This is a genomic window from Sporosarcina sp. SAFN-015 (assembly GCF_059415085.1).
This window is the reverse complement of sequence record NZ_JBPFDR010000004.1, coordinates 346,932-370,742: the sequence shown is the minus strand read 5'-3', so window position 1 is coordinate 370,742 and position 23,811 is coordinate 346,932. Positions and strand designations below refer to the sequence as shown.

The 23,811-nt window shown below is 46.1% G+C and carries 22 protein-coding genes; 21 read left to right on the top strand and 1 reads right to left on the bottom strand.

What is annotated here, in order from left to right:
• Nucleotides 1-25 precede the first annotated feature (25 nt).
• A complete protein-coding gene (locus ACR65H_RS09870; RefSeq protein ID WP_440500024.1) occupies nt 26-712 on the bottom strand; it encodes a C40 family peptidase in 687 nt (228 codons plus the stop codon).
• Between the two features lie 391 nt (nt 713-1,103).
• Here ACR65H_RS09870 and ACR65H_RS09865 point away from each other — a divergent pair, with 391 nt between their 5' ends.
• The 21 genes from ACR65H_RS09865 to nagB all read left to right on the top strand — a co-directional run bounded on the left by ACR65H_RS09865 (nt 1,104) and on the right by nagB (nt 23,789).
• Entirely contained in the window at nt 1,104-2,432 is a 1,329-nt protein-coding gene (locus ACR65H_RS09865; RefSeq protein WP_440500023.1) for an ABC transporter substrate-binding protein, read from the top strand.
• Nucleotides 2,433-2,502: 70 nt separating this feature from the next.
• Nucleotides 2,503-3,465, top strand: a complete 963-nt coding sequence (locus ACR65H_RS09860; protein WP_440500022.1) for a carbohydrate ABC transporter permease — start codon at nt 2,503-2,505, stop codon at nt 3,463-3,465.
• 12 nt (nt 3,466-3,477) lie between these two features.
• The gene (locus ACR65H_RS09855; protein WP_440500021.1) at nt 3,478-4,299 is read left to right on the top strand and encodes a carbohydrate ABC transporter permease; all 822 of its coding nucleotides are present in this window, start codon (nt 3,478-3,480) and stop codon (nt 4,297-4,299) included.
• Nucleotides 4,296-5,066 (top strand): HAD family hydrolase, encoded by a 771-nt coding sequence (locus ACR65H_RS09850; RefSeq protein WP_440500019.1) that lies wholly within the window; start codon nt 4,296-4,298, stop codon nt 5,064-5,066. Before ACR65H_RS09855 ends, ACR65H_RS09850 begins: the two co-directional genes overlap by 4 nt.
• A gap of 15 nt (nt 5,067-5,081) precedes the next feature.
• On the top strand, nt 5,082-6,185 hold the full coding sequence (locus tag ACR65H_RS09845) for an ABC transporter ATP-binding protein (protein ID WP_440500018.1): 1,104 nt from the start codon (nt 5,082-5,084) through the stop codon (nt 6,183-6,185).
• Nucleotides 6,186-6,293: 108 nt separating this feature from the next.
• A complete protein-coding gene (locus ACR65H_RS09840) occupies nt 6,294-7,868 on the top strand; it encodes a SpoIID/LytB domain-containing protein (protein ID WP_440500016.1) in 1,575 nt (524 codons plus the stop codon).
• Between the two features lie 30 nt (nt 7,869-7,898).
• Nucleotides 7,899-8,882, top strand: coding sequence for an N-acetylglucosamine kinase (locus ACR65H_RS09835; RefSeq protein ID WP_440500015.1), 984 nt, complete (start codon nt 7,899-7,901; stop codon nt 8,880-8,882).
• Complete coding sequence (locus ACR65H_RS09830) at nt 8,879-9,841, top strand: GNAT family N-acetyltransferase (protein ID WP_440500014.1); 963 nt, start codon at nt 8,879-8,881, stop codon at nt 9,839-9,841. The genes ACR65H_RS09835 and ACR65H_RS09830 overlap by 4 nt, the downstream gene beginning before the upstream one ends.
• Entirely contained in the window at nt 9,842-10,894 is a 1,053-nt protein-coding gene (locus tag ACR65H_RS09825) for a serine hydrolase domain-containing protein (RefSeq protein WP_440500013.1), read from the top strand.
• Nucleotides 10,895-10,905: 11 nt separating this feature from the next.
• Nucleotides 10,906-11,613, top strand: a complete 708-nt coding sequence (locus ACR65H_RS09820) for a PIG-L deacetylase family protein (RefSeq protein ID WP_440500012.1) — start codon at nt 10,906-10,908, stop codon at nt 11,611-11,613.
• Between the two features lie 30 nt (nt 11,614-11,643).
• Nucleotides 11,644-13,206, top strand: coding sequence for a beta-N-acetylhexosaminidase (gene nagZ / locus ACR65H_RS09815; protein ID WP_440500010.1), 1,563 nt, complete (start codon nt 11,644-11,646; stop codon nt 13,204-13,206).
• A 115-nt stretch (nt 13,207-13,321) separates the two neighbouring features.
• Nucleotides 13,322-14,476, top strand: a complete 1,155-nt coding sequence (locus ACR65H_RS09810) for an anhydro-N-acetylmuramic acid kinase (RefSeq protein WP_440500101.1) — start codon at nt 13,322-13,324, stop codon at nt 14,474-14,476.
• A gap of 154 nt (nt 14,477-14,630) precedes the next feature.
• Nucleotides 14,631-15,956: an extracellular solute-binding protein gene (locus ACR65H_RS09805; RefSeq protein ID WP_440500008.1), complete on the top strand. Its 1,326-nt coding sequence runs from the start codon at nt 14,631-14,633 to the stop codon at nt 15,954-15,956.
• Nucleotides 15,957-16,016: 60 nt separating this feature from the next.
• Nucleotides 16,017-16,970 (top strand): carbohydrate ABC transporter permease, encoded by a 954-nt coding sequence (locus tag ACR65H_RS09800; protein WP_440500007.1) that lies wholly within the window; start codon nt 16,017-16,019, stop codon nt 16,968-16,970.
• A 14-nt stretch (nt 16,971-16,984) separates the two neighbouring features.
• Nucleotides 16,985-17,956, top strand: a complete 972-nt coding sequence (locus ACR65H_RS09795; RefSeq protein WP_440500006.1) for a carbohydrate ABC transporter permease — start codon at nt 16,985-16,987, stop codon at nt 17,954-17,956.
• The gene (locus ACR65H_RS09790; RefSeq protein ID WP_440500005.1) at nt 17,953-19,122 is read left to right on the top strand and encodes an exo-beta-N-acetylmuramidase NamZ family protein; all 1,170 of its coding nucleotides are present in this window, start codon (nt 17,953-17,955) and stop codon (nt 19,120-19,122) included. The genes ACR65H_RS09795 and ACR65H_RS09790 overlap by 4 nt, the downstream gene beginning before the upstream one ends.
• Nucleotides 19,123-19,133: 11 nt before the next feature.
• On the top strand, nt 19,134-20,048 hold the full coding sequence (murQ, locus tag ACR65H_RS09785; protein ID WP_440500004.1) for an N-acetylmuramic acid 6-phosphate etherase: 915 nt from the start codon (nt 19,134-19,136) through the stop codon (nt 20,046-20,048).
• A gap of 5 nt (nt 20,049-20,053) precedes the next feature.
• The gene (locus tag ACR65H_RS09780; protein WP_440500003.1) at nt 20,054-20,998 is read left to right on the top strand and encodes a GNAT family N-acetyltransferase; all 945 of its coding nucleotides are present in this window, start codon (nt 20,054-20,056) and stop codon (nt 20,996-20,998) included.
• Between the two features lie 25 nt (nt 20,999-21,023).
• Nucleotides 21,024-21,896, top strand: coding sequence for a MurR/RpiR family transcriptional regulator (locus ACR65H_RS09775; RefSeq protein ID WP_440500100.1), 873 nt, complete (start codon nt 21,024-21,026; stop codon nt 21,894-21,896).
• 17 nt (nt 21,897-21,913) lie between these two features.
• Nucleotides 21,914-23,071 carry an N-acetylglucosamine-6-phosphate deacetylase gene (gene nagA, locus ACR65H_RS09770; RefSeq protein ID WP_440500002.1) on the top strand — a complete coding sequence of 386 codons (1,158 nt, stop codon included), beginning with the start codon at nt 21,914-21,916 and terminating at the stop codon, nt 23,069-23,071.
• On the top strand, nt 23,064-23,789 hold the full coding sequence (gene nagB, locus ACR65H_RS09765; protein WP_440500001.1) for a glucosamine-6-phosphate deaminase: 726 nt from the start codon (nt 23,064-23,066) through the stop codon (nt 23,787-23,789). The genes nagA and nagB overlap by 8 nt, the downstream gene beginning before the upstream one ends.
• Nucleotides 23,790-23,811: the final 22 nt, after the last annotated feature.

Here is a 23,811-nt window from a genome sequence, read left to right as displayed (position 1 = left end):
CATTTGTGTAGACGGTTTTTTCATCTTATAATCTCTTGAAACTATGGAATTTCGATTTCCAATAGCTATTGTTTAAGCTTGTAATTTGCGAACTCTTCCCGCCAGCATGGACGAACTTATTGTTTCCGACATAAATGCCGACATGAGAGATCCCTTTACGATATGTGTTTTGGAAGAATACTAAATCACCTGGTTTAGGCTGGCTCACTTTTTTCGATTGAGCGTATTGTCCTAACGTATCCCGGGCAACTGATTTGCCGGATTTCTTGTAAACGTATTGAACAAAACCGCTGCAGTCGAAACCTTTCGTCGTTGTTCCGCCGAAACGATATGGAATTCCTGTCAATCCAGTTGCACGTTTGACGACGTTGTCTGAAAGCGCAACATTATTATTGCTCTTCGCAACAGATTTTTTTGTTAATAAAGTGCTGAGTGCCCAGCCTGTTTTACCGTTCACTTTCACTTGATACCAAAGGTCTTTGCCGATTTTCTTTTCATTTACGTATGTGACTTTTGTACCTTTTTTCGCTAATAAGAGAATTTTATGGTTTGTTCCTGCTCCTGAACGGATATTAACATTATATGCGGTTGAATATGTACCGGTATGTGCTGATACGGTTTGTGATGAAGGAGCACTTGCCTCCGCATCTGCTGCCGTAAATCCAAATGCCAATGAACCTGCTACGAATAACGATAAAGCAACTTTCTTCACACTATTCCCCTATCTACCACTGATCTTTGATGGTTTTGTATTTTTATATTTCTTGTTGATCACCCTTCCAATTGTAGAGCCCTAATATTACAGGACAGGGGCAATGATATTACAAAAACATTACATCGAGACGACGTTTATTTAATAAAAGTATATACTAGAAATAGAGGTTAATATTACCTGAAATGAAGAAAAACGGTTGAATGGACGATATATCCATTTAGCCGTTTTTTTTATGCCCAAATATTACGCGCTCCATAAAAATAATGTACGTTTCTTGTCGTAACACTTATCTCTAATTAATAAGATGTTAGTGATTCGTTGGTCATTTCAATCAAAGTTCCCGACAGAAAGTAAAAAAATATTTCAAATGAAAGAAGGGATGGATGGGATGAAGAGGAGATTAATGCTTCTAGCTGCTTTTCTGTTGATGAGTATTTTCCTGCTAGCGGCCTGTTCGGAAAAAGAGGAAAAGACGGATGTTGAGACAAAAACCGAGGAAGAAACGACAACAAGTACGGAAGGCAAAGAAGAAGAGAAAGCAGAAGAAAAAGATCCTGTTGAATTAACGATGTACAGCTGGCGCCCAGAAGACCGGGAAGCATATGAAAAATTCATCAAAGAATTTGAGGTCCAAAATCCAGGCATTACAGTCACATTCAAACCGTATAAGTCAACGGAATACGGAACGATTTTGACGAATGCACTTACAGCAGGGCAAGGTCCGGATATTATCCAGCTACGCCCATATGAAGGGGCCGTCTCCATTATTGATGGCGATTTCATCGTTCCTTTGGATGATATTAAAGGGATCGATGAAATTTCCGAAGAGTATTTAACTGCGGCAAGAGGCACGGACGGGAAAGTGTATGGCGTTCCATTATCGTTGAATGCCGGTGTCATTTTTTACAATAAGGATGTGTTTGAAGAGCATGGATTCGACTTGCCGACAACGTGGGATGAGTTGTTAAAAGTCGGGGAGGAGATGAAAGCAAAAGGTATCGTTCCGATTGCTCAAGCAGGAAAAGCAGCTTATTTGCTGTCGCTTACCCATAGTGTCATCGGTGCAACGTCATATGATCAAGCATATATCGATGATTTATTGAGTGGAAACGCGGATTTGACTGATGAGCGTTTCGTCGAGTCGGTGAAGCGTATGGAACAATTGGAAAGTCTATTCCCGAAAGACTTCATCGCTTTGGATGATAAAGATACGCAAGCGATGTTCTATACAGGGCAAGCGGCGATGTACATTAACGGAAGCTACCGTTTGGAAACATTTGAAAATACAGCTCCGGATTTGAATATCGGAATCCTTCCTTCATTTGCGAATGAAGAAGGCGGAGAGACACCGCTTGTCACATGGGTCGATGGCTCTTACGCAGTCGTCAAAGCATCCAAGCATCAAGAGGAAGCGAAAAAGTTCATGGAATTCATGGCTTCTAAGGAATTCGGTCAAATGTTCAGTGATGAACTGGCGCGTATTAGTGCAATTCCTGGAGTCGAGCCGAACCATGAATTAGTGAAAGAAATGACAGAGCTAGGCGAAAAGAATCCGACACCTTACTTGATGCTCGTCTACTTGGGCGGAGGTTCACCGACGACGAAAACGACCTTTGAAAATGCATTGCAAGGAATGTATATAAAGGAACTGACAGTCGACGGCGTCATCGATGAATCACAGAAATCGATGGATAAGTGGTTTGAACCAGTGAAATAATTTGACGGAAATCAGCTGGTAGACGGGACTCCGCCGGCTGATTTTTTTGAAATGCAGAGGGGGAAATTCGATGGTAATGAAGGAACAAGTGGCAGAAGTAAAAGCTTCACACAAACCCTCCAGGAATAAAAGAAGTATGAAGAGGCATTTTTTGCATTTATTTTTACTACCTGCACTAATTTTTTACGTAGGCTTTCAAGTGTATCCAATACTTGCTGCCTTCGTGAATAGCTTCTATTCCTTTAAAGGGATGGTGAGGCAAGACTTTATCGGCTTGGAAAATTTCATCCGGCTGTTTACGGAAGAGCCGTATAACACCATTTTCACAAATGCATTTTGGCATAACATCATTTATTTCATCGGAACTGTCGTGACGAAGCTTGTATTAGCGTTCGCTTTGGCTTTATTAATCAATAGCAAAATCAAAGGAAGGGAATTTTTCAAAGCCGTCTTTTTCATGCCGAAATTGTTATCCGTCATCGTCGTCGGCTTCCTATTCAGCTTAATATTGAACCCGACAAACGGGGCGCTGAATAGTTTTTTGAAGATGGTAGGGTTGGCTGAATGGGCGCATCCATGGCTAGGGGATCCGAAAACGGCGTTGTACACGATCATTCTCGTAAATAGCTGGTACGGAATTGGATTTGCGATTCTCATTTTCCTCGCAGGACTTCAGGCGATACCGGAGGAGATTTACGAAGCGGCCAAAATCGATGGGGCGTCTGGGTTGAAAATGCTATTTCGGATAACGATTCCGATGGCGATGCCGTCCATTATGATCATGACGATTTTGACATTTATCGGTTCATTTGAAACGTTTGAACTTGTGTTTGCGATGCAAGGCTCTTCCGGTGGACCTTATTATTCAACAGACGTATTAGCACTGTTTTTCTACCGGTTGGCGTTCGGATCTGTTGATGGTGGGGATGCGATTGGGCTTGGTTCTGCACTTGCGGTCATTCTATTCTTAATCATCTGCACTGCGACCGCCATTTCACTTTTCTTCTTCAAGAGGAAAGAAATCGAACAATAATGGGGTGTAAGCATGTCAAAAAATCTTAAACAATTTATGAAGTATCCGATTTTGATTGTGTTCTCGCTCATTGCCCTTTACCCGATATTTTTAATGTTCCTATCGTCCGTTAAACCGAATCTTGAAATACTGACAGCACCTCTTTCGTTTCCGAAGGAATTTACGTTAGAAAACTTCGCTGTCGTTTGGGAAAAAGTGAATTTCGATAGCTATGTATGGAACAGTGTGTATGTTAGTGCGTTGTCCATCTTCTTTATATTATTCTTTTCGTCATTGGCTGCATTTTACTTGTCCCGCTACGACTTCAAGTGGAATCCATTTATCCTGTTTTTCTTCATGCTTGGACTTATGATTCCTATGAAACTAGCGATTTTGCCGCTATATATGATGATGTTGAAGCTAGGCCTCTTAAATTCGCTTAACTCGCTCGTCATCGTCTATATTGCAGGAAATGTGCCGTTCGCCGTCTTCGTTTTTTACGGGTTTTTCAGGTCGCTGCCGAAAGATTTGGATCAGTCAGCGCGGCTAGACGGGTGCAATGAATTCCAGATTTATTACAAGATCATTTTGCCGCTAATGAGGCCATCATTGGCGATTGTTGGAATCGTCAACTTGATCGGTGTATGGAATGACTTTTTCTATCCGTTGATTTTTATTCATGATGACGCGAAAAACACGATACCGTTAGGAATGCTTTCCCTTTTCGGCGAGTATGACACCCAATGGAATTTGTTGTTTGCAGGATTAACGATTTCGTCGCTTCCGATGATTGTCGCGTTTTTATTAGCCTCCAAACAGTTCATTGAAGGTTTAACGACAGGTGCTGTGAAATGAAGAAATGGATTACATTCGACTTGGATGGGACACTTATGCAAAACCCTTTCGTCCGTTATGTATTTCCAGAAATTGAAAGACGAATATTGCTTGAAAATAATTTACTGGATAACATCATCGGAGACATCGTGCTAGAGCATGAAACACGTTTAAAGGACGGAAGGACCAAGGATGCATATGATTGGGACGATATTGTTAGGCATTATGTGAATGCGAATGGCATGCAAGTGTTTATTAATGTAGAAGAGATTTTGAAAGAGTTTTGCGTGGAACCGAATGTTTACTTGCTGGAAGAGTCAGTTTGCGATGTGCTGGATGAACTGCATCAACGAGGGTATTCATTGGCGGTCGTCACGAACGGCTTTACGAAATATCAATTGCCGGTCATGGATGTATTGAAGTTGACGAGGCATTTCGATTTGATTGTCACCCCTGAGGAAGCGGGATTTGCGAAGCCGGATAAAAGGGTGTACAGCTCCGTTTTGGAGCGCGGTGAAATTGTTGCACATGTAGGAGATCGAATCGACCATGATGTCATATCTGCAAATGAAATTGGTGTTCGTTCCATTTGGATATGTCGTCATTTGCCGGATTCATTGAAAGAGCTGGTGCCATCTGAACGAAGGGGGCTGCTAGCAATCCAAAATATTGTGTTGCAAAAGTTGGAAAGGGAAACAAAAAAGCGTTTTGATTTGCTTCCGATAGAGGCAATACCGCAAGAAGTGATTGGGAGTCTTTCAGAATTGCCATCCGTTATAAGTAAGTGAGAGAGGTGCGAATTAATGGCAGAGTTGATTTTGGAACATATTTATAAGGAATTCGATAAGAATGTAACGGCTGTGTCGGATTTTCATCTGCATATTGAAGACGAGGAGTTCATCGTATTTGTCGGCCCCTCCGGATGTGGAAAGTCGACGACGCTTCGAATGATTGCAGGGCTAGAGGAAATTACGTCTGGAAGCATTTATATTAACGGAAAAAAAGTCAATGATGTGGCGCCGAAGGACCGGGATATCGCCATGGTGTTTCAAAACTACGCCCTGTACCCGCATATGACTGTGTATGGAAATATGGCATTCGGTTTAAAGAACAGAAAGTTTCCGAAGGCAGAAATCCACGACAGGGTTATGAATGCAGCAAGAATTTTGGGGTTGGAGGAGTTATTGGAACGAAAACCGAAGGCGCTGTCCGGGGGTCAACGGCAGCGGGTTGCGTTAGGAAGGGCGATCGTCCGTGATGCACAAGTGTTCCTCATGGATGAACCTCTCTCGAACTTGGATGCAAAACTGCGTGTTCAAATGCGGGCAGAAATTGCGATGCTTCATCAGCGGCTGAAAACGACGACGATCTATGTGACACATGACCAGACGGAAGCGATGACGATGGCGACAAGGCTTGTTGTTATGAAGGACGGGTTCATCCAACAAATCGGCTCCCCGAAGGAAGTGTATGAATATCCGGAGAATGTGTTCGTCGGCGGATTCATCGGTTCGCCTGCTATGAACTTTTTCACAGGCGTTGTCGGTGAAGGAATCTTCACGACAGGGAATACAAAGCTATTCATCCCAGAAAGCCAGATGGAAATGCTCCGCGGCTTGGGCTATATCGGCAAAGAAGCGATGATCGGCATCCGACCGGAACATATAGAAGAGGCTGCAACCGGCGGTGATGGCGGGATGAAATCGGTTGTATCTGTCCAAGTCGATGTATCCGAGCTGACCGGTGCTGAAACGATGGTCTATTCCAGTCTGGAAGGGCAGAACTTCGTCGCACGTTTAAGTGCGGAAACGTCAATCCGTCCTGGTGAGCAAGTGAACCTTGCGTTTTCAATGGGTAAATTCCATTTCTTCGATAAGGAAACCGAGTTGCGTATTCGTTCTTCCTGAAAATAAATATCAAAAATAGTTTGATAATCTAAAAGGGAATTTCATAGCTTCGTCGAATCTCTATTGGTAGCAACGAAAATACCAATAATAGAGAGGATGAACGATTGGATGAAAGTCCTGAAGTATGTAGCCGCCAGTTTAATGGCGTGCGCAATGTTTTTCCAAGGGGTGGGAGGGCACACGGCAGCTGCACAAACTGGCGAGGATCCGACGATCCGGATCGGCGTTGTGCCGACCGTCGGTTCACTGACGATCGGTGGGCAAGGCGCATTTGAATTGATCGATAAGTACACAGGCGAGGTATTATTTACCGGAATGGATGAAGAAGTGTTCGTTGAATTGGGCTCCGCTTCAACCGTTCAAACTCACTACCGTCTGCAAGTCGCTTTCACGACGAGTCAAGCATATTTAGATGATTGGCTTCGACGGGCGCATGCAGAAGGGTATCCGACGTACGCCGAAGATTATAACGGAGGCTGGCGTTTGTATCTCGGCGAATTTGCGACGGATGCATCATTTGCAGAAAGGACTGCATTCAAGGATGAAGTAGTCGCAAAAGGATTGGCTGCGAGCGATGCATTTTGGAAAGTCGTAACGATTGCAGAAGGCGAAACACAATTGAAAGTGAAGAAAAACGGGGAAGAGAAGGAGACTTCGAATCCTGTTCAAGTTTTGGCGCCGTCCGGATTTGTTAAGATCAATGGACAAACGTATCGTGGACTTGCGGAAGTCGGCTTCAATAGCAGCGGAACGTTGGCGGGGATTAATGAATTGAGCATCGAGCAATATTTATACGGTGTCGTTCCTCGTGAGCTTCCGCCGGTTCCATATGCGGAAGTGGAAGCACAAAAAGCGCAGGCGATTGCAGCGCGCACATATGCTTTATCCAATATGGGTAAGCGGAGTGCGGACGGCTATGATCTATTGCCGACAACTTCCGATCAAGTGTATGGAGGATTTAGTGCGGAGCATCCGATTTCCAATGAAGCTGTCGACGGTACAAGAGGGGTTGTCGCGACGTATGAAGGAAAGCTCATAACAGCGGTCTTCCATTCTACGAGCGGCGGTTTCACGGCGAATAATGAAGATGTATGGAACTCGGAAGCGACTCCTTATTTACGAGCGAAGCATGTAGCACAAAAAGGGAATGACCTGAAATACGTTCCGGCTCTTGATATTTACAAGGAAACAGGCGCAGGGGAATCATTGCGTGAAGTGAAGACAGGAGATTTCGAAGCGAATTGGTCCAAATATTATCGTTGGCATTTCGAATGGACGGCAGAGGAAATCAGTGAAATCGTTGGAACCTACTTCAATACAGAGGTCAACCAAGTGCTTGAAATCAATGTAACAGAACGTTCTAGCTCGGGTCGCGCAGCTGTCATTGAATTCGTCACGGACAACGGTACGTTTTATGAATACAAGGATCGCATCCGTTGGGCGCTCCAATATATCGATGCGAACGGCAATCCGGCGGTATTGTTAAGCACATTGTTCATTATTGTGCCTGTCGTTGATGAAGAAACGAATGAGACGATCGGATTCAAAGTGGACGGTGGCGGGTGGGGTCATGGCGTTGGAATGTCCCAAGTCGGTGCAGTCGGAATGGCTGAAAAAGGATATACGTATGATATTATTTTGAAGCATTTCTACACGGGAATTGAATTAGAAACAAGATATTAATTCAACGGAAAAAAAGGCGGTAGTCAACGGATGTATGTATTAGGAATCGACGGTGGTGGAACGAGGACGACGGGCATTGTCGCCGATGAAATTGGAAACGTTTACATGCATGCGGTAACCGGGCGGAGCAATCCGAACACGTTGCTGCAGGCGGAATTCGAAGAAGTGATCTGCGGATTAGCAAAAGAGTTGAAAAGGCAGAACGAAGCCGTTTTCAATCAATTGTCCGTCTGTTTTGCAGGAATTGCAGGCGTAGGGGAAAGTGGACGCGATGCAGAAGTGGCGGCCCTGTTAGCGCGGGAGCTGCCAGCCGGAACGACAGTCACTGTACGGAATGATGCATTTAATGCACTATATTCCGGCACGCTCGGCGGACCGGGCATCGTCCAGATTGCAGGTACCGGTGCTGTCACATTGGGCATTAATGCAAAAGGGGAAATCGCCCGTTCGGGTGGATGGGGTTACTTATTCGATGACGAAGGGAGCGGGTTTTATTTAGGGAATGAAGCGTTGAAAGCAGTGTTTCGTTCTTTTGATAATCGCGGCCCGGCGACATCATTAACGGATCGTATTAAGGAGTATTTTGCTGTACAAAACGTCCCGGATATTATCGGCCAAGTGTATGGGAAAGAACATCCGCGTTCAGTCGTCGCGCCCCTTGCCCGTCTCGTTTTGCAAGAAGCACAGGCGGATGATGACGTTGCAAAATGGATTGTGGAGAGTGCGTGCGAAGAAATGATGCATTCAATTGAAGCTTGCCATCACCGTTTATTCGATAAAAACGATCCAACCGCAATTGTATTGTCAGGCGGCGTCTTCACCGATTTTGAGCTGTTTGCAGGGAGGTTCCGTGAATTGTCCCGTCAATCGATTCCGAAGGCAATCTTCCAATCGCCGCAAGTGCCGCCTGTAGGAGGGGCGGTACTTGCAGGATTGGCGGAAAGACAAAAGGCTGTCCATCCGGAATTCTCAAGCCGTTTGAATGAACAGCTTCAAGAAAGGGTTACGCCATGACAATGACAGTAGTGCCTATATTAGAAATACGTGCATCCGATATCGTGGGTCTCTGGAATAAGGAAATCGGCGAGCGATTTCCGATGAGCGCCGCGTTATGGAACCAAAACACGGCAAATGAACCGAATGTGATGTGGGAAGGATCTTACGCTGTCTGTATTGACGGGCAACTTTGTGGATTCATCGTCGTAAAACGGCATGTGGAGAAGCTAGATGCCCGTATGCCGGCGACAGTCGGTTGGATTCAATGCATGCTTGTCGGAAAACCATTTCAAAACGAAGGGCTAGGCTCTGAGCTGCTTCGGCACGCCGAACAGGCGCTGCTGGAAGCGGGAGTGGATGAAATTCGATTAGGACGCGACCCGTGGCATTACTTCCCTGGCATCCCTCTAGAAGACGAAGTAACAATCGGCTGGTTTGAAAAGCGTGGATATGCAAAGGGCGGGGTTGAAACGGATTTGATTAAAAACGTCCGAGATAGTGAGTTATACAAGCTGACGAATTCGGACAAGCATTACCGGCTATTGACGAAAGATGACATCCCTTCTCTGCTCCGATTTTTAGAGCGCGTCTTTCCGGGACGCTGGCATTATGAAGCGATTCATTATGAATTGATTGCCGGCACTGGAAGAGAGTTCATCGGCTTTTTCATGGACGGCGAATTGCAAGGGTTCTGCCGGATAAACGATCAGCAGTCGCCGGTCATCGCGCAAAATGTATATTGGTCGGCGTTATGCCATGGAGAGATGGGCGGCATCGGACCTTTAGGGATTGACCGTACAATTCGGGGAAATCATTTTGGAATCGACTTGGTGAAAGCGGCAGCAAATGAACTGATCGGTAGGGGAGTGACGGACATCGTTATCGATTGGACGCAGCTTATCTCTTTTTACGAAAAGCTCGGCTTCACGCCTTGGAAGCAGTATCAGTCGATGACGAAAACAATTGGGGTGGAATGAATGAAAGAAGCGGTACGTAACTATTTACAGCGTGAAATCGATCTGCAAGTGACACCGGGAGCGGTCATCCGAGTCCGGCATAAAGGGAAAATCGTTCTCGACGAAACAGTCGGGACGAATAGTTTGGAAGAAGACAAAGTCCCCGTAACGAGCAGCCATCTGTTCGACATGGCGTCGTTGACGAAGGTGATGGTGACGTTGCCGGCCGTCTTGCAATTATGTGAAGCAGGAGACATCCATTTGCATGACAAGGTTACAAGATTCATCCCTTCATTCCAAAAACACGGAAAAGATGGTACGACAATCAAGCAGCTGCTCACCCATTCTTCGGGATTGATTGCCCACCGTCCTTACTTTGAAAGAAAACTTTCGGCCACTCAGGTGCTGAAGGAGATTGAAGAGGAGAAGTTGGAATATTCACCGGACAGCAATGTCGTTTATAGCGACCTTGGGTTCATTCTTCTTATGGAAATTATCGAGAAGGCCAGCGGGCAGAAAATCGACGAATATGCGAAGCAACGTCTATTTGTCCCAATGGGAATGAATGATACGGGATATAAGCCCTCGCACGAGCGGCAACGGTATGCACCGACCGAGTATTACGAACATTTGCAAGGACATAAATATGGCATTGTCCACGATGATAACACGGAATTCATGGACGGGATAAGCGGCCATGCGGGATTGTTTTCAACAATGGACGATTTGTCCATTTTCACGAGGATGCTCGAAAACGACGGAGTGCACGAAGGAAAGAAGATTCTCGACCCGCATTGGCTTGCGCTGTCGCGACGCAACTTCACACCGTTTGCGGATGAAAGCAGAGGTCTCGGGTGGCAATTGAAAGGAAGCGGGGCGAGTCCTGCAGGAGATTTAATGTCGGAAAGCACTTATGGGCATACGGGATTCACCGGGACGAGCTTTTATATTGATCCCGAAAAGGAATTGACGGTCATGCTGCTGACGAACCGTGTGTATTTTGGGCGGCATCTTGAAATGCTCCGTTTGCGGCCCCGCTTACATAATATCATCTATACAACATTGTTTTCATAGGGGGAATTCGTATGCAGCATGTCTTAATCGTCGGAGCGCATTGCGGGGATGGGGAAATCCAGGCCGGCGCAATCGCCCATAAGTACGCACAGGCGGGATATCGAGTAACGTTCCTTCATTTGACGGCAGGGGAGAAGGGAGCACCGCCACATATGGATGTGGAAGAATACCGTCTGCAAAAGATTCGGGAAGCTGAAGCGGCAGCGGCCATTTTAGGCGGAACGAGCATCACGCTCGCACATCGGGATGCTGAGTTGACGTTCAATGAAGAAATTGTCAAAGAAGTGGCGACGATCTTCCGGAGAGAGAAGCCGGAATTTGTCATTACGCATTGGGAGAATAGCATGCATCCTGATCATGCGCTCTGTCAAAAGATTGTACAAGATGCGTGGTTGAAAGCCTCCTTGCCGGGCTTCGATCTTGACGGACTGCCGCCCCATGGCCTTCGACGGGTTTTCCATAGTGAGAACTGGGAGGACATGGACGGGTATGAACCGGATATTTACGTCGATGTGACGGATTCGTTCGATGCTTACTTGGAGGCATTGTCGTGTTATTGGTTCATCATGAATTCTACGAGTTTCAGATATTACGATTATTATAAGGCGCTGGGGACGATGCGCGGCTGTCTGGCTCGCACAACGTATGCACAGACATTGAAGAACTCAAAGGGACTGCATGTTAGAAGAGAAGGGCATATCCCGGGATTTCCGATTTAAGTAAAAGAGATGTGAAGAGGGGGAAACAGCATGAATTTACAAAAGAAAGTCGGCCGATTGCTAATTGCCGGATTCAAAGGCATTACGATATCGGAGGAAATTAAACATTTGATTCACACATATCATATTGGAGGAATCATCCTATTCGGGAGGAATATAGGCACGCCTGAAGAAATTCTTGCGTTGACGAACAGCCTCCAAGCGGAAGCGAAAAAGGCTGGATATGAAACGCCTTTGCTCATTTGCATCGATCAGGAAAACGGAGTCGTCAGGAGATTGGGGGAAGGGACGACAATCATTCCTGGCGCAATGCTTCTTGGAGCGACATATGATCCGGCAAACGCAAGAAAAGCTGGTTTTATGACAGGAAAAGAATTAAAAGCGCTCGGCATTAACTGGAATTTGGCGCCTGTTGTTGATATTAACAATAACCCGAAAAATCCGGTCATCGGTGTCCGTTCTTTCGGAGAGGACACTGCGAACGTAGCAGAAATGGCGAAACATTCGATGCTCGGAATGCAGGAGGCAGAGGTCATGACGACGTTAAAGCACTTTCCGGGCCATGGAGATACGAGTGTCGATTCCCATCTTGATTTGCCGGTGATCGACCATGATCTTGAAAGGTTGCACGCTGTCGAGCTAGTCCCGTTCAAAGAATGCATGGCGGCCGGCGCTGATGCGGTTATGAGTGCACATGTTTATTTCCCGGCGCTCGAAAAAAAGGAGAATGTCCCGGCGACGTTATCACATTCTGTCATTACAGGACTCCTTCGGGAAGAACTCGGGTTCGACGGTGTCATTACGACGGATTGCATGGAAATGGACGCGATTGCAAAAAGAATCGGTACAGTGGAAGGATGCGTGCAGGCGGTCGAGGCGGGTGTAGACTTTGTCATGGTATCCCATTTGCATGATTTACAGGAGCAGGCAGTCATCCGGTTGGCGGAAGCTGTCGAAAGCGGAAGGATATCCGAACTGCGGATTGAAGAGTCTATTGAAAGAATCGAGAAAGTTACTCGGAAATATACGTCATGGGAAGAGATTGAAGCGAATAAAACGGTTGCCGATTTTGTCGGCTCCGCTAAGCATCATGATGATATGGAGGAAATTTACAAGCAAGGCATAACGGAAGTGAAAGGTCCAGGTATTCCGATTGCGGCGGAGGACCGTGTGCTGCTTGTCCATCCGAAAAATGAATACGCAATGATGGTAGAAGATAAACGGTATGCGACGTTGACGATGGCGGAGCAGTTGAAAAAGGTTCATGGGAACGTTGTGTCAATGGAAATTGACGGAGAAAGTTCAAGTGATATCGATATGAAGGAGCTCGCGGGAGAGTACGATCATATTGTCTTCCTGACGTTGAATGCCGATAAGCATGAAAACCAGAGGCGGCTCGTCAATGAATTATTGGAGAGTGGAAAACCCGTTGATGTTATTGCCGTGCGGTCGCCATATGATGCGTCATATTTTCCGAAGGCGAATCGTGTCATTTGCACATATGAATTCACACAATCGGCGTTTGAAGTCGTAGCTTCACATTTAGCAGGAACAACAACGATCAATGGTAGATTACCAGTCACTATTGAATGATTGAAAATTCTTTTTAGAAAAATAAATTAGTATTGATATTTAATTTCAGAAACGCTAAAATGACAGTAAGCGTTTTCAATGAGAGATTTTGGAAAGGAACATGCCCGTGAAACCAATGCGCGTTTGTGGATTAATGTCGGGAACTTCTTTGGATGGCCTTGATATTGCAATTGTCGATTTCTCGTTTGAAGAAGGGAAACTCCAGCATGACTTGCTTCATTTCGTAACGATGCCATATGACGGTGGACTTAAGCAGGAGCTGCATAAGTTAATGGACCCTGCAGCGCCTTTGCATCTAGTATCCTCGATGAATATGTATTTAGGGGAACGATATGCAGAGTCGCTTACGGAAGCTTTACAGCAAGCGGGAATCGGTTTGGAGACAATCGATCTCATCAGTTCCCATGGTCAGACAATTTGGCATGAGCCGGCGGTTGAACAGAAACGAACGTACGCCCGTCCAAATACGATGCAAATTGGGGATATTGCCGTGCTAGCGGAACGTACAGGCAAAACAGTCATCGGGGACTTCAGGACACGTGATATGGCTGCGGGCGGGCAAGGTGCTCCGCTAGTACCGTTTGCGGACCAAGTTTTATTCCAATCGGAGCTGATCGGGCGTGTCCTTCTGAATATCGGGGGGATTGCCAATATGACAGTGTTGCCGCGGCGTGGGTCGGAGCAGCCGATTATAGCCTATGATACTGGTCCTGGAAATATGGTGATCGATGCTTGTGCCGTAAAGGCAACAAGCGGGCAGCGCTCCTTCGATAAAGACGGATTGTTAGCTGCAGGCGGCACTGTCGATGATGAATGGATAGATCGACTGACGAGCCATGAATATTTTGCAGCACCGGCGCCGAAAAGCACGGGAAGGGAATTATTCGGATTTACTTTCGTTGAAAAGTTTTGGGCGGATGGGGATGAGCGTGGTCATTCGTCCGCTAATAAAATCGCCACTGCGACGATGTTGACGGCAAGTACAATAGCTACAGAGATTCAAAGATATATAGAAACGCATGATGTGAAAGAAGTGATTGTCAGCGGAGGTGGTGTGCATAATCAGACATTAATGGGGTTTCTGAAGACACTCCTACCTGATGATGTAAAATTCGCGACGACAGCTGATCTTGGAATTCACGCAGATGCGAAGGAAGCGTTCGTCTTTGCCTTGCTTGGCTATTTAGGCATTAATAAAATGCCAAATTCATTGCCAGCAGCGACGGGCGCGGAGAAAGCGACAATTATGGGAAAAATCGCTTGGGGATAATCAAAAGCGGAGGGGGGCGTTTAGCTGTGACAGGCACTGGAGAGCTTGAAATAAAGGCGCTTTTTGCCTTTATCTTCAAGATCGAAGCGACCCGAACAGCTGCCCCCCGGAGCTAGACGGGGAATTCATGAGAAAATTATTAGGGGGTCAAGAAATGAAGAAAGTATGGAAGAAATCCGCTCTTGCGGCCTTAACGCTAGGGTTTGCAGCGACGATGCTTGCAGCTTGCGGGGACAAGGAAGAAGCGGGAAATGCTGAAGAATTTAAAGGAAAGATCACCATTTGGGATGGACCAAGATGGCCGGATGCGGACGATAATAAGTTTCATTGGCTAGAAGATAAGATTAAAGAATACGAAGAAGCGAATGAAGGAATTGAAATCGATTTAGTTCAAGTGCCATGGGCGGAAATGGGAGATAAGCTCGGCGTCGCAATCGCGGGTAAAGCTTGGCCGGATATCGCACCAGTCGATATTAGCGGCAGCGCGGTAAGCATCGATCATATCGAGCAAGGCGTCATCGAATCGCTAGATCCATATTTCGATAAAGATGCAAAAGCGGACTTCTACGACAATGCGCTTGAAGCATATACGTATGATGGAAAGCTATACGGAATTCCAAACAGTATTACGTTGCATACGATGCTATTGAACTTAGACCTATTCGAAGAGGCAGGCGTTGAGCCGCCGAAAGATGGAAAGTGGACGTATGAAGAGTTTTTACAAGCTGCCGAAAAATTGACATTTGACCGTGATGGCGATGGCAAGACGGATGTATACGGATTCTCGACGTACATCATGCCTGGCTACTATGAAGCATGGCCGTTCTTCTATAAAAATGGCGGATCGCCGCTTAACGAAGACATGACGGAGTTCACATTCGATTCTCCGGAGGCGGTAAAGGCGATTCAAGATTTGGCTGATTTGAAGTTGAAGCATAAAGTTGCTCCGGAGACGCATGGTGGAAATGATGTTGGCGGCACATTCCAAGCGTGGGCGAATGAAGAGCAGCGTACAGTCGCAATGGAGCCATGGGCAACATGGGCGATCGGTGCCGCACAAGGCGCATACCCGACGAACTTCATGGTTGCTGAATATCCGGCAGGAGATAAAGATGCTGCAACAATTGGCGGCGTCGGCGGATGGGTCATGATGCATCAGGAAGATGTGAACAAGAAAGCAGCAGTTGCAGATTTCATGAAATTTATCTCTACAGCTGATGAGCAATATCATATGGCACAAAATTACGGTATCTTCCCAGCGCGCATTAGTGCTGCTGAAATGGATCCGTTCAAAGACAATCCGGAAATGACACGTGCGATGGAAATGTCCGATCAAGTTATTATGCTTCCACGTCATCCGGAATGGAAAAAAATTGATGAAGCAATTCAAAGCGAATTGCAACTCGTGTTCAATGGTGAAAAAACTGCCGAGCAAGCGATGGCAGATGCTAAAAAAGCAGTAGACAAAATATTGGAGTAATAAAAAGAAAGCAGGCTATGCATCGCGTACGCCTGCTTCACTTTTAGGGGGGTGTCATAGATGACTCAGATGCCTATGGGTGCAGTGCCGAAAAAGAATAAAGAAAAACTGAAAGTTATCGGAAAATCGAATAAGAGTCCTAAGAAAGTACTTTATGAGATGAAGCGGAACTATAGCGCGTACCTCTTCCTGCTGCCAAAGCTTATTCTTTTCACGCTTTTCGTTGCAATCCCCGTTGTGTGGGCGTTCATTTTATCCTTTCAGAAATATAAAATCTTCGGCAGTGAATTTGTCGGATTAGAGAACTACATAAAAGTGTTTGAGAGCGATGCATTCCGTATTGCATTGAAAAACACATTGCTCTTTACGGTAGTGACGGTCCCGTTCGGCGTCATAAGCGCACTTGTGCTATCCACGCTCATTTTTGAATTGGGGAAAGTGTCCCAAAGTTTATTCAGGTCTGCCTTCTATTTACCGACGGTCACCTCGATGGTCATCATCGCGATGGTGTGGCGCTGGATGTACAATTACGATTTCGGACTTTTCAACTATGTGTTAGGCTGGTTCGGGGTCGGTCCCGTCAACTGGCTTGGACAGTCGAGTACGGCATTATGGGCGTTGATCATCATGCAATGTCTCATTCCGTTCGGTGTCGGGATTATCATGTATTTAGCATCGATGGGATCGATTTCCCAATCGTTATATGAAGCTGCACGGATAGATGGCGCAAGCCGATTCAAGCAGTGGATCCATATAACGATTCCTTTATTAAAACCGACTACATTATATTTAGTGCTATTGAGCACGATCGGTTCATTCCAAGTGTTTACGCAAATTATCATGATGACCGGGGGAGGACCGGGGAGCGCGACAGAAACGCTCGTCCACCTCATTTATAAAACGGGCTTCCGAGATTTCGAATTCGGTTTGGCAGGGGCTCAATCAGTCGTATTATTTGTCATTATCCTCATCTTTTCTGTCATCCAATTCCGGGTGCTTCGCCATGATGAGTGATTGGGGGATAGGAAATGAAGAAAAAACCGCTCGATCGTTTAAATAAACTAATTATATTCGGATTGCTTACTGTTTTTGCGATTGTTTCATTGCTTCCGTTGTATTGGGTGTTCTCGACTTCCCTTCAGCTGAGCAGCTATCAATCCCAAGATATGGATCGTCCAGTTTCATACGTCGACTCCAATCCGCCGAAAATGTATCCAATGGGAATACCGCTTTATTTCAAGCATTGGGGCGAGGCGAGGGAAGCGGCTAAAGCCGGGGATGCTGAAGAAGAAGCATATCACCGAGATATGATGGACCATATCGTTTCGAATTCGTTCGGCAGCTTTAAGACATTGTTCAAAAAGCATGACGTGGGAAAATGGTTTTTCAATAGTATTTACATTGCGGTCGTCGTCACGATAGGCATCTTGCTTATCGACTCAATGGCAGGCTATGTGTTGGCGAAGAAGAGGTTCCCCGGACGGAATTTGATCTTCTGGATTATTATTTCGACAATGATGATTCCTGGTCAAGTAACGCTCGTTCCTCTATTCATTATGGTAGGGAATCTTGGTTTGATGGATACGCATTGGGCTTTGATCCTTCCTGATCTATCCATGGTATTCGGTGTCTTCCTCATGAGGCAGTTCATGTATTCCATTCCGGATGAATTGTTGGAGGCTGCCAGAATGGACGGTGCAAGTGAATGGCGGACATTTTGGACAGTCGTCCTGCCACTCGCAAGACCGGGACTTGCCGCGCTTGGCATCTTCACGTTCATGAACGTCTGGAATTCATTCCTATGGCCGATCATCGTGCTGAACACTGCGGAACTTTACACATTGCCTGTAGGTTTGAAAACATTGCAGGACGCAAACTTGGCAAGTTTTAAATTGCTAATGAGCGGTGCTGCAGTTGCTGCAATTCCGATGATTATCGTCTTCATTTTATTCCAACGTTATTTCGTCAAAGGCTTGACACTTGGCGGCGTGAAAGAATGACGGGGCACTTTCAAGTAAAGTTGGGGGTTGACGTATTTTTTGAGAGGGATTTGTCGGATCTGCAAGGGAAAAGAATCGGTTTATTGACGAATCAAACAGGTGCTAATGGAGAGCTTGTCTCTACAATCCGGCTATTCCATGAACATCCAGAGCTGCAGTTGGAGATTCTGTTCGCGCCTGAGCACGGCTTGTTGACGAATGTGAAGGAAGGCGAGAAGTTCAACGACGCCACCCATCGTTCAACGGGCATTCCGATATTTAGTCTGTACGGACAGTCGAAAAAACCGACGGATGCAATGATGGAGAAAGTCGACATCGTCGTCTTCGATATCCAAGACATCGGTGCAAGATATTATACGTATATTTACACGATGGCGTATATGATGGAAGCATGTGCTCGAATGGGGAAGAGAATGATTGTCCTCGATCGGCCGAATCCGATTGGTGGAGAGATTGTCGAAGGAAATTTCATCGATCCGGATTACACGTCTTTTGTCGGACTATATCCAATCCCGAATAGGCATGGTCTAACTGTCGGCGAGCTTGCTGCCTATTTCAACGAACAGTTCCACATCGGATGCGAATTGGAAGTGGTTTGGATGGAAGGCTGGAATAGGCGTTCATTCCAAACGGATAATGGCCTGCCTTGGATTCCGCCTTCTCCGAATACGACATCGCTCGATATGATGCTCCTATATCCGGGGACATGTTTACTAGAAGGGACGAATCTATCCGAAGGGCGTGGGACGACACAGCCGTTTGAAATTATGGGCGCTCCTTTCATTGACGGAGAGGAGTTGCAGGATAATGTAAATGCTTTACGTTTGGAAGGGATCCGCGCACGCGCAATTGCCTTCACGCCGACTTATCAAAAGTACAATGGACAGCTGTGCGAGGGGATTCAACTGCATATAACGGATCGCCAGACGTTCAAACCAGTGGAGTCAGTCGTTAAAATTCTTGCAGTTGTAGCAGAGATGTATGCCGGAAAACTAGAGTTTTTGGAGTATGGCAAATTGCGGCATCCGATGATTGATTTGCTTGCAGGGAATGATTTAATGCGCCGTGGGCTATTGGAAGGGAATATATATCCGTATTTGCAGCAGTGCAGCCGGGATTCGGAGAAATTCATGAAAATGAGAGAACGTTACTTACGATACAGATAGGAAGGCGGACGATGGAAAAATTATCACTTCTGACGACTGAAGGATCCAATCCGAAGACAATGCGGTTGGATGAAATGTCAATCGGGGACATATTGAGAACAATGAATGATGAGGATCAGACCGTTGCCCTAGCTGTTCGGCAAGTGATCCCGGAAATTGAAAAGACAGTTGAAAAAGTGGTGGAAGCTTTTAAAAACGGTGGCAGGCTTCTCTATATAGGTGCAGGAACTAGCGGCAGAGTCGGCGTCATGGATGCAGTGGAATGCCCTCCGACATTTGGAACTTCCCCCGATCTCGTAAAGGCCGTATTGGCAGGGGGAGAAGGGGCGATGTATCAGGCTGTCGAAGGGGCTGAAGATGATGAAACACTTGGAGCGAAGGACGTCGAAGATCTTCAAGTGAACAGTAAGGATGTCATTATCGGTATCGCTGCAAGCGGAAGGACGCCTTATGTGAAAGGGGCGCTTAATCACGCAAAGTCATGCGGCGCAACAACTGTCAGCCTTTCAAACAATGAAAATTCGCTCATTAGCAGCTACGCGGATATACCGATCGAAGTCATTACCGGTCCGGAAATATTGACAGGGTCGACTCGATTGCGTGCCGCCACTTCCCATAAGCTCATTTTAAATATGATTTCGACGACTGCGATGGTGAAGACAGGCAAGGTGTATCAAAACCTGATGGTCGATGTAAATGCAAGCAATTTCAAATTGCGAGAACGTGCGAAAAAAATGGTTTGCACGATTACCGAAATGGATGAAGACAGAGCTGAGTCTGTATTGGAAGAGACCGGCTACAATGTTAAGCTTGCAATCGTCATGATTCTTGCGCAAGTCGATAAAGAAAAAGCTCAAGATTTGATCATTTCAGCGGATGGATTCGTAGGAAAAGCTGTTAAACTCGCAAGTATGGAAGAAGGGTAAACGTTATGTATCGTACGTTTCTAAGCGGAGATGAAATAGGGATTGTCGGTCTATGGAATGACGTGTTGATCCATGATCCAATTAATGAAAAACGATTTAGGACACAAGTGCTTCTCGATGCAAACTTCGACCCAAAAGGTATGATTGTCGCGGTTGATGGAGGACGGATTGTCGGAGCGATATTGGCTATTACGCGAAAGTTGCCGATGATTGGTACCGAACTTGAGCCCGATACGGGGTGGATCACCTTTTTCATGGTGCATCCGGACTTCGAGAGAAACGGAATCGGCCGCGGGCTTATGGAGAAGGCGATTGATTATATTCGCGGGCAAGGAGCGAAGAAAGTATTCTTCTCTTCTTACGCTCCGAATTACTTTCTTCCGGGGATTGATGAGTTTGCCTATCCATCCGGTTTCAATTTCTTGCTAAAGGAAGGGTTTAAGCGCGCCTATTCACCGGTCGCCATGCATAGAGCGTTGACGGATTATGTTTATCCTGACGCGGTGAAGGTGGTAAAATTGGAGCGTGAGCAGGAAGGATATACGTTTGAAACAGTCCGGGACGGCGATATGCCAGCCGTTATACACTTCGCGAATACCGTATTCAACCCGGATTGGGGTCGGGCGATCCGCGAAGGTTTATTGCAAGGGATCGACCCATCTCAAATTCTTGTTGCGAAAAAAGAGGGAAGAATCGTAGGATTTGCGATGTATGGCGGCTACGAAGGGATCCGGGAACGTTTTGGTCCATTTGGAGTCGATGACAGCGAGCAAGGAAAAGGGCTTGGAAAGGTTTTATTGCAAGAAGCGTTGCACTCAATGAAGCAAAGGACGGTCCAAGGTGCTTGGTTCCTTTGGACGAGTGAAAAGAGCTCAGCAGGACATTTATATTTGAAAAATGGATTTACCACATACCGGACATTCCATGTCATGGTGAAGGAAGTAGATTGAAGAAAATGGAGGGATGTATATGGCTATAGCGAGCGGCGGTTTAGTGCTGCTAAAAGAAATGAGGCATTTGCTCCCTCCTTCGGAACAGAAAATAGCCGACTATATTTTAGCGAACCCGCAAGATATTGTGACGATGACCGTTTCGGAATTAGGCGAAGTGAGCCAAACGAGTGGTGCTGCTGTCACGAGGCTATGCAAATCACTGCAATTGAAAGGTTTTCAGGAATTGAAATTACGCATTAACGGAGATCTTGGACGGAAGCTGGAAATTACGACGAGGGACATCCAGCCGAATGAACCAGTTGCTACGACGATCCAGAAGGTGACGGAGCATGCCATCCATACATTACTGGAAACAGCGGAATTGCTTGACCATAAACAATTGGAATATGCTGTCGACGCGATTGTTAAAGCGAAAAATATTCACTTTTTCGGCGTAGGTGCCTCAGGAATTGCTGCAATCGATGCGCAACAGAAGTTTTTGCGGATCCATAAAGCCTCCACTGTCAGCACAGATTTGCATATGGGGGCAACGATTATGGCGAATGTCGATGAGAACGATGTTGTTGTTGGCATCTCATTCTCGGGAGCAACGTTTGAAGTTGGAAAGATTCTTGAGCTTGCGCAAATAAATGGGGCAACGACGATCAGTTTGACAAAATTCGGCCAGACGCCTATTTCACGGATTTCAGATATTCAACTGCATACATCACCTGCAAAGGAAGCGAATTTGCGAAGCGGTGCTACGTCGTCGAGGCTAGCCCAGCTGCATGTTATGGATATCTTGTTTATGTCGGTTGCCTCGAAACAATTTGAAACGACAATCACTTATTTGGATGCGACGCGTGAAGCGATCGATGATATTCGGAACGACTCGTTCAAGAAACGGAAAAAATAATTCGGGGGGTGACAGCTTTGACGTCATTGCTCATTCATAATGTCCGGATTGCAATGCCGAATGGCAACGTCATGAAAGGCGAAATTGTTGTGGTTGACGGGAAAATTGCAACTGTTTCAAACATAGCAATTAATGACTTCGCTGGAAAAAGGATGGACGGTCAAGGTTGTCTTGTACTCCCTGGATTCATTGATATCCACATACATGGAGCGGTTGGCGCTGATTTCATGGATGGAGCAGTGGAACAATTTGAAAAGATCGCAAACGCTTTGCCGATGGAGGGGACAACTTCATTTCTTGCGACAACGTTGACGCAATCGGCGGATGATATCGCAAAAGCAGTCGATACCGGGAATAGATTTCTGTCGCAGAATGAAACAGGTGCTGAAATGCTCGGATTTCATTTGGAAGGGCCTTTCATTCACCCGGAACAAGCAGGGGCACAGCCGATTGAATTTATCCAGAAACCTTCTTTTGCACTTCTAGAAAGATGGTTCGGTGAACGTCTAGCTCATTTGAAAGTCGTGACGCTCGCCCCGGAATGTGACGAGGATTTACATATGACGAGGCGACTTGCAGATCGTGGCATTATCGTTTCCGCAGGCCATACGAAAGCTGCATTCGAAGATATTGCTCAGGCAGTCGATCATGGTCTATCGCATCTTACCCATTTCGGCAATGCGATGACTGGCTTGCATCATCGGGAAATCGGCACGGTTGGCGCAGGTTTTTTGCTGGAGCAGCTCTACTGTGAAGTGATTGCGGATGGAATCCATTTGTCGAAGGACATGCTACGCCTCCTGTATAAAAAAATCGGGCCGGAACGGATTATCCTCATTACCGATTCAATGAGGGCGAAAGGCTTGCCGGATGGATTGTATACATTGGCGCGCCAGAATGTGGAAGTAGTCGGTACGAAAGCGACATTAGCGAATGGTACATTGGCTGGTAGTGTTTTAAAGATGTATGGAGCCGTTCAAATGATGCGGCAAATAGGGGCGAATCTGTCCGAGCTGATAAAAATGTCCTCATCCAATGCAGCCAAACGGTTAGGAGTGTTTGACCGAAAAGGAAGCATTGAGGAGGGAAAAGACGCAGATCTTGTCCTTCTGGATACCAATTTTCAAGTTCATGCGACCATTTGCAGAGGGAAGGTGAGCCATTCCTGTGAATGAGGTTTACGAGTTCAATTGGGTTGAAGTAGCTGACTATGACGAAATGAGTCGTCTTGCCGCGGAGCTGTTTGAACAGCAAGTGAACAAGAAACCGGATAGTGTTCTCGGTCTTGCCACAGGTGCTAGTCCTATCGGCTTTTATCGAAATCTCGTGGATCGGTATGTACAAGGACGGATTTCCTTTGCGAACGTGCAAACATTCAATTTGGACGAGTATACTGGACTAGAATTTTCCCATCCGACGAGCTTTTACAGTTATATGGAGGAGCATTTATTTACGAAAGTTGATTTGCCAGCAATTCATCGGCATTTGCCGGATGGAGAAGCAGCCAATTTGAATGAGGAATGTGTACGGTATGAAAGAGTAATTCGTGAAAGTGGAGGAATCGACATACAATTGCTAGGTATCGGGGTGAATGGTCATATTGGTTTTAATGAACCGGGCACACCATTTCATTCACGGACACATATCGTCAAGCTGGCGGAATCGACTCGTGCGAGGAATGCAAAGTATTTTCCTTCCGCTGAAGAATTCCCGAGGCAAGCAATCACGATGGGCATCCAAACAATCCTCGAGGCAAAAAAGATTATCCTCCTAGCATTTGGAGAGGAAAAAACGGAAGCGATCGAGAGGTTGAGAAGTGGAAACGTTTCAAAGGACTTTCCAGCGAGCTGTTTACATAGACATTCGAATGTCACGGTTTTGTATGGGAAGTGAGCGGTCCGCGAAAATATTTAGG

Coding starts and splice junctions, on each gene's coding strand:
- ACR65H_RS09865 (WP_440500023.1), top strand. CDS start 1,104: ATGAAGAGGAGATTAATGCTTCTAGCTGCTTTTCTGTTGATGAGTATT.
- ACR65H_RS09860 (WP_440500022.1), top strand. CDS start 2,503: ATGGTAATGAAGGAACAAGTGGCAGAAGTAAAAGCTTCACACAAACCC.
- ACR65H_RS09855 (WP_440500021.1), top strand. CDS start 3,478: ATGTCAAAAAATCTTAAACAATTTATGAAGTATCCGATTTTGATTGTG.
- ACR65H_RS09850 (WP_440500019.1), top strand. CDS start 4,296: ATGAAGAAATGGATTACATTCGACTTGGATGGGACACTTATGCAAAAC.
- ACR65H_RS09845 (WP_440500018.1), top strand. CDS start 5,082: ATGGCAGAGTTGATTTTGGAACATATTTATAAGGAATTCGATAAGAAT.
- ACR65H_RS09840 (WP_440500016.1), top strand. CDS start 6,294: ATGAAAGTCCTGAAGTATGTAGCCGCCAGTTTAATGGCGTGCGCAATG.
- ACR65H_RS09835 (WP_440500015.1), top strand. CDS start 7,899: ATGTATGTATTAGGAATCGACGGTGGTGGAACGAGGACGACGGGCATT.
- ACR65H_RS09830 (WP_440500014.1), top strand. CDS start 8,879: ATGACAATGACAGTAGTGCCTATATTAGAAATACGTGCATCCGATATC.
- ACR65H_RS09825 (WP_440500013.1), top strand. CDS start 9,842: ATGAAAGAAGCGGTACGTAACTATTTACAGCGTGAAATCGATCTGCAA.
- ACR65H_RS09820 (WP_440500012.1), top strand. CDS start 10,906: ATGCAGCATGTCTTAATCGTCGGAGCGCATTGCGGGGATGGGGAAATC.
- nagZ (WP_440500010.1), top strand. CDS start 11,644: ATGAATTTACAAAAGAAAGTCGGCCGATTGCTAATTGCCGGATTCAAA.
- ACR65H_RS09810 (WP_440500101.1), top strand. CDS start 13,322: ATGCGCGTTTGTGGATTAATGTCGGGAACTTCTTTGGATGGCCTTGAT.
- ACR65H_RS09805 (WP_440500008.1), top strand. CDS start 14,631: ATGAAGAAAGTATGGAAGAAATCCGCTCTTGCGGCCTTAACGCTAGGG.
- ACR65H_RS09800 (WP_440500007.1), top strand. CDS start 16,017: ATGACTCAGATGCCTATGGGTGCAGTGCCGAAAAAGAATAAAGAAAAA.
- ACR65H_RS09795 (WP_440500006.1), top strand. CDS start 16,985: ATGAAGAAAAAACCGCTCGATCGTTTAAATAAACTAATTATATTCGGA.
- ACR65H_RS09790 (WP_440500005.1), top strand. CDS start 17,953: ATGACGGGGCACTTTCAAGTAAAGTTGGGGGTTGACGTATTTTTTGAG.
- murQ (WP_440500004.1), top strand. CDS start 19,134: ATGGAAAAATTATCACTTCTGACGACTGAAGGATCCAATCCGAAGACA.
- ACR65H_RS09780 (WP_440500003.1), top strand. CDS start 20,054: ATGTATCGTACGTTTCTAAGCGGAGATGAAATAGGGATTGTCGGTCTA.